Here is a 5,637-nt window from a genome sequence, read left to right as displayed (position 1 = left end):
CTGCGAGATGCTCGATATGCTGCGTCTTAAGGCCGACGAGCCGCGGCTTGCGTTTCTGAATTTAAAGCGCGACGCGATCTTTCGTTGTTGCCCGACCTGCGTCGGCTCGGTCAGATATTTTTGCAAGCGCAGCCCAGACGGCGAGATAGAGCTAAGCCATGATGGCGAAGGTTTCGATGAAAACTACTTTTCGCAGGAGGATTTTGCACGGCTGTGCGGTATGAAATTTAAACTAGGAGGCGAAGTGTCGCCGTTTTACGGCTGCTTTAGCGAGCTTGATACGACCGTGGGCGGGCTATCCGCAGTGGGTACAGGACGTCTCGTATCTGAGCTGCCCTAGCTGCGGCGGGACGATGAAGCATCTAGCGCAGATCCCATTCGGCGAGCTGGTGCAGGGTGAGGGGGTCATATACGTGCAGATTTGCGAGAAATGCGAGGTCTTGGGCGGCTGCTTTCAGTGCACGTGAGGGCGGGGTTTTTAAAATTTGCGCCCTGAGCCTGCACAAAAATTAAGCTATAATTGCGTTTAAATTTAATTAAAGGAGAGATTATGGGGCTATTCGGTTTTGGTAAAAAAGCTGAAAAGGCGCAAATTCCAAGCACTTTTGCCGGCAGAGTGGATAAATTTTGGGCGGAATTTAGCGGCGTGATAGACGAGATCAAGGCCGATCTGGCGGCGGAAGAGTTTGAAAAGGCGATGCAAAAGACCGACGAGAAGCTTCGCATCTGCCTTGCCGAGCCCTATTTTATGACGGGGCTCGCGGGCGATAAGCTTGATCTGGTGCTAACTCCGGAGGGTATGAGGCACCGATTATTTTGGCTAAGCTTTATCAAAAACGCTATGCCTAAGCAGCTCGAGGGCAGAATGCGCTGCACGCTCGGAAAGCCGCGTGCGCCGCGAGGTATCGGCGGGATCGAGATGTACGATACGCGCGTAAACGCCGAGGAGTCGATGATCTATGCGCAGTTTAACGAAAGCGACGTGGATATTAAAATTTACAATGAAAACCTAGCAGCTCTGCTCGCGCAGGATGAGAGTAAGGCGGGCAATCTGAGCTTCATCCTGCTTGATAACATCATCGGCGAGACGACGGTCATTAACACTTTGGGCATGCTTGAAGTGCTGGCCCAGCCGCAGGAAAACGGCGTGCCGCTAAGCGAATTCGCCGATCTGATTGATGAGAAATTCGGCGAAAAAGCCGCGCGCGAACCGCTAAAGAATTTTTTCAGCTACGAGATGCAGCCGCGCGGAAGCGAGGTGCGCGAGGACGTGATCGTGGGCACCACCTGCCTGCGAAATCTAATAGGCGAGTACCTAGGCGGCAAGCGCGACATCTATAACGAAGCCTTCGAGCTCGGCATCAAATTTTGCTTTCTTAGCATAGGTAACGGCGGCGACATGCAGGCGGGCTTTGATCTGCGAAACAAGATCGAGGACGACGAGCTAGAAAGCTGCGGCTCGTTTTTGGAAATAATCGGCGGCGCAACGGGGCAGAGGCACGCATACATCGATCTCATCTGCTATGACGAGGAAAGGCTAAAAGAAAAAGTAAGCGAGCTTTGCAAAAAATATGGCGCGAATATACAAATCCACGACTTCAAGCGGTAGGAGGCTTCGGTTTTTACCGTTACTAAAATTTGCGACTTAAGCGGTAGGCCTCTGTTTTTGCGGCAGATGAATTTGAAATTTTGCGCCATCGCGGAAAATAAATTTTAAAATTCTACGCCGCCGCGTAAAATAAATTTAAAATTTGCCGCACCGCACGCTTTTCGTTCGGTTTTACCATTTCGCCGGCACGCGGTAAAATTGAGCGAGCCGTGAGCTTGCGATATAAATTTTTGGCGATTTATCAGCAAATCTGGATTAAATTTGTGAGGTTCGCAGTGTGAATTTACGATGATAAAATTTTGCTTCGGTTTCAGTACAAAGCGCGCCGATTCAGGAGCTTTTGAAAGATAAAATTTTAGGGAACGAACATGAAAATTATCTCGAAATTTAAAGATAATTACGATTTTATGGTGTCAAAATACGGACTTGACGAGACTTTGGTCTATGACCGCAGAAACTCTACTCTAGTCGATGCGGACGAGCTATGGAGGCTTGACGAGGGCGATAAAAAGGTCTTTGAAAGGAAGCTTAGCGGGTACCGCTTTATCGGCGGTAAATTTATAAACTGGAGCAAAACGGACGTAAATAAGCTGCCGCGCCTGCTTCACTCCGCAATTTTCATCGGCAAAAATTTAGTCCATATTTTCGCCTCTCAGGATAAAATTTACACAAGCCTAGAGTTTGACGAGACGGAGCTAAGAAGGCAGTATTGGGAAGACAGAACTTTGAGCTTTAGCGATGGATTTCGCGCCCATATCGTCTCGTGGCTAGGCAAGGTCGGCGAGCAGGCTACGCGCGAGGAAATTTTGCAGCTCGTAGCGCTAGAGGGCGACCGCAAAACGACGCTAAAAAATATTGTTCGCGACGATAAAATTATAAGCCAAGATGAAATTTTGAGCGCCCCAATCGTATTTTTTAAGCTCACACAGAACATTCACACCGCGGCGATAAATCCACAGCTTAACGCGATGGGGTTTTATCTGGATGCCGACTTTGTCTGGCAAAGCTTAGTCGAGTTTTTATCCGCCAAAAAGGACGCCTCCGCTCCGGCAGGCACGATACCAAATGACATAAAAATCGCTAGCAAGGGCTTTGACGTAAAGCGCTCGTTTCGCCCAAAAATGAAATAATTCGGCTCGCGCAGCAAATAATCCGTGCAAATCGTCGCCAGAATTTATCCCTCTTTACTTCGCTGTTTTGACGCGCCTCATAAATCGAGCGAAATTTTATAAATTTTTATAAGTTTCGACGAGCAAGCGCACGAAAGCTTAGGCACAAAATAAAACGCGGATAAAATTCCGCAAAAGCTCTTTTGTAAAATTTTAAAAGAATTAAAATATTTCCTTGAGGAATTTTAGAATTCCGCATAAGGCAAATTTACAAAAATCTCGTGAAAAATATGGAATTTCGTGAAAATTTCGCAAAATTTTAAAATTTTACCGCAGCGGCGTCCATCGCGCGCATTAGCCGCAGCATTTGAGCGTGTTCGAAAACATCGTGCGTGCGGATGATCGCAGCGCCGTTTAAAGCAGCGATCTGATGCAGATACAGCGAGCCTGCGAGCCTATCCGCGACCACAGAGGGGCTGTAAAAATCGATAACGCTCTTTCTGCTTGCGCCTACAAGCAGCGGGCAGCCAAAGTGCAAAAAATGCTGCAAATTTTTAATCAGCACTAAATTTTGCTCGGCGGTCTTGCCAAAGCCGATGCCCACGTCAAGGATGATCTTTTTAAGCCCCGCGTTTTGCAGCTGTTGCAAATTCTGCGCAAAAAACTCATCGATTTCGCCCATTAGATCGTCATATTTGGGCGCAAGCTGCATATTTTGCGGCTTTCCTTGCATGTGCATCAGCACGTAAGCGGCGTCGTAGCGAAGCGCAAGCGGGGCAAGAGCGAGGTTTGCGCTGATGTCGTTAATGATACTAAAGCCCCGATCTAGCGCAAATTCCAAACAATACTCATCGAAGCTATCGAGGCTGAATTTAGCCTTTTCGTGCAGACGCAGGCGATAAATTTCGCTCACGATGTCCTTTATGCGCGCAAACTCCTCATCCCTGCCGCAGTACTGGCTGCCCGGGCGCGAGCTCACGCCGCCGATATCGATGATAGCGGCGCCCTGCTCAATCATCTTTTCGATCTTGCAGATCGCCTCTTTTAGGTTTGCCGCGCGGCTTGCGGGGTTGAAGCTATCGGAGTTGATATTGACGACGCCCATTATTTCGCAGCTTTGCGGCTTAGCAAATTTCTCGCTTAGAAATTTCGCGAGCTCTTTTAGCCCGAAATCCTGCAGCGCTTCTTTCTGCGCCAAAGCTTCGATCTGGCGGTCGTTTGCGATCAAAACCGCGTCCGTATCATCGCGCCCTAGGATCACTCCTTCATTGCACGCAAGCTCGGCGCCGATGCTAAGGGCATCCTGCTTTAAAATATTCGCCGCGGGCGCACGCAGGTCTTTTAGATAGAAAAAGTTTAGGCGCGATTTTTTCTGCATTATCGCCCGCCCCGCATTTCGCACGCCGATACGCTCGCAAATCAGCGTAAAGTCGGCATCGTTTGAAATTTTATAAATTTTCATCTTTTCTCCTCTATCATCAAAAGTAGCGGAGTAAGCACGGCATGGGCTTTAGCGTTGTGCTCGGCAAGATAACTCAAGCGGTCAATGCGCTGCAACTCATCGCCGCTTAGCCTAACGCCCGCTTCGAAGCACTCTAGCGCGATCTCGCCGATGAGCGCTTTTAGCGCCGTTTTATCTAGCTCGCCCTTGCGCTCCAGCGCGATCTGCGCGTCGATAAACTCCACCGCTTCCTTTAGGCTGAGCCTGGCTAAGTTTAGCCCGGTGCGGTATCTGGGCTTTCGCACGCAGAGGTTTTGCACCACGAGGCGCGAGCGGATGGTGGGCAGCAGGGCGTTGATGAAGGGGGTGATCAGGAAAAACACCGTATTTTTAGGCGGCTCCTCTAAAATTTTAAGCAGAGCGTTTTGCGCCTCCTCGCCGAATTTCGTAGCGGCGATGACGATGATCTTATCCTCGCGCTCGGCGACGTAGGCTTCGTCGATGATCTTTCGCGCCTCGTCGATCTTAAGTTCGGTGCTTTCGAAAAACCTTAAATTTTTGCGCGGAATTTCGGCTAAAATTTTATCTTTAAAGCCCTCATAATCGTTTGTTAAAACGATCTGATTTATGATTTTCAAAGCACCACTTCGTCAAAAAGCACGGCGTCGATGCTTTTGTCTAAAATTTTAAAAAGCTGGATAAGTTTGAGATCCAAGCTCGGATCGCTCTCGCTCATGTAGAAGCTGTTTTGCAGCCTCTCGTCGATGAGCCACAGATAGCTGTCCTCGTGGCTTTTGGCGATTTTGGCTAGCGGATGGTTGCCGTTGCCGATGTAAAAATATATAAAGCCGTTGGCAAACGCGAGGCTTAGCATATCGTTTAGCAGCAGCGCGTCCTCCAGGCTATTTACGCCGCCGCGGTAGAGCGAACGCAGCGAAAAAAACGGCAGCAGCGGGCGAGAGTTGGTCGAGGAGTTGATCTTTTTGATGATATATTCGCTAAACCAGCTTCGTTCATCGTCACAGATGACGATGAAAGCAAAGCCGTCGTGGAGGAATTTTAGCTTTGATGCTAAAAGCGGCGTCCAGTCCTCCTTGCGATCCTCGAGCCACTCAAGTCCGGGCTCGGAGCGCATCGCCGTGACGCTCCAAGTGTGCAGATCCTGCATTATTTATCCAAATCGTAGGCTTTATGCAGCGCGCGCACGGCGAGCTCGCCGTATTTAGCCTCTACGATCATCGAAATTTTAATCTCGCTCGTGGAGATCATCTGGATGTTGATCCCTTCGTCCGCAAGCGTCTTAAACGCCTTGCTGGCTATGCCGCTGTGGCTTTTCATACCAACGCCGACCAAAGAAACCTTTACGATATCGGCATCCGATTCGATGATGGAATTCGGATTTGGATTTACCTCTTTCATTACCGCATAAGCAGTCTGCAGCTCATTTTGCGGCACGGTAAAGCCCAAATTCGTCTCGC

General features: G+C 49.2%; 6 protein-coding genes and 1 pseudogene. 3 read left to right on the top strand and 4 right to left on the bottom strand.

The window, feature by feature from the left end; translation table 11 throughout:
• The 3 genes and pseudogenes from Q0340_RS10460 to Q0340_RS10450 form a co-directional block, all read left to right on the top strand.
• Nucleotides 1-340, top strand: a pseudogene (locus Q0340_RS10460) (hypothetical protein); the annotation flags it as partial.
• A 210-nt stretch (nucleotides 341-550) separates the two neighbouring features.
• Entirely contained in the window at nucleotides 551-1,609 is a 1,059-nt protein-coding gene (locus tag Q0340_RS10455; RefSeq protein ID WP_298083254.1) for a hypothetical protein, read from the top strand.
• A 368-nt stretch (nucleotides 1,610-1,977) separates the two neighbouring features.
• Nucleotides 1,978-2,739 (top strand): hypothetical protein, encoded by a 762-nt coding sequence (locus Q0340_RS10450; protein WP_298083253.1) that lies wholly within the window; start codon nucleotides 1,978-1,980, stop codon nucleotides 2,737-2,739.
• Between the two features lie 298 nt (nucleotides 2,740-3,037).
• Here the strand turns inward: Q0340_RS10450 and folP are convergent, their stop codons facing one another.
• The 4 genes from folP to Q0340_RS10430 all read right to left on the bottom strand — a co-directional run.
• Nucleotides 3,038-4,180: a dihydropteroate synthase gene (gene folP, locus Q0340_RS10445; protein WP_298083252.1), complete on the bottom strand. Its 1,143-nt coding sequence runs from the start codon at nucleotides 4,178-4,180 to the stop codon at nucleotides 3,038-3,040.
• Nucleotides 4,177-4,797 carry a DNA polymerase III subunit delta' gene (locus Q0340_RS10440; RefSeq protein ID WP_298083251.1) on the bottom strand — a complete coding sequence of 207 codons (621 nt, stop codon included), beginning with the start codon at nucleotides 4,795-4,797 and terminating at the stop codon, nucleotides 4,177-4,179. The genes folP and Q0340_RS10440 overlap by 4 nt, the downstream gene beginning before the upstream one ends.
• The gene (locus tag Q0340_RS10435) at nucleotides 4,794-5,327 is read right to left on the bottom strand and encodes a HobA family DNA replication regulator (RefSeq protein ID WP_005873254.1); all 534 of its coding nucleotides are present in this window, start codon (nucleotides 5,325-5,327) and stop codon (nucleotides 4,794-4,796) included. The genes Q0340_RS10440 and Q0340_RS10435 overlap by 4 nt, the downstream gene beginning before the upstream one ends.
• A partial coding sequence (locus tag Q0340_RS10430) for an ACT domain-containing protein (protein ID WP_298083250.1) occupies nucleotides 5,327-5,637 on the bottom strand: 311 nt, incomplete at its 5' end. The genes Q0340_RS10430 and Q0340_RS10435, both read right to left, overlap by 1 nt.

The sequence above is a fragment of the uncultured Campylobacter sp. genome (genome assembly GCF_938045595.1).
Classification (GTDB): domain Bacteria; phylum Campylobacterota; class Campylobacteria; order Campylobacterales; family Campylobacteraceae; genus Campylobacter_B.
This window is presented reverse-complemented; position numbering and strand designations above follow the sequence as displayed.

Excerpts from the sequence above, each read along its gene's own strand:
- folP (WP_298083252.1), bottom strand. The coding sequence starts at position 4,180 with ATGAAAATTTATAAAATTTCAAACGATGCCGACTTTACGCTGATTTGC.
- Q0340_RS10455 (WP_298083254.1), top strand. The coding sequence starts at position 551 with ATGGGGCTATTCGGTTTTGGTAAAAAAGCTGAAAAGGCGCAAATTCCA.
- Q0340_RS10450 (WP_298083253.1), top strand. The coding sequence starts at position 1,978 with ATGAAAATTATCTCGAAATTTAAAGATAATTACGATTTTATGGTGTCA.
- Q0340_RS10435 (WP_005873254.1), bottom strand. The coding sequence starts at position 5,327 with ATGCAGGATCTGCACACTTGGAGCGTCACGGCGATGCGCTCCGAGCCC.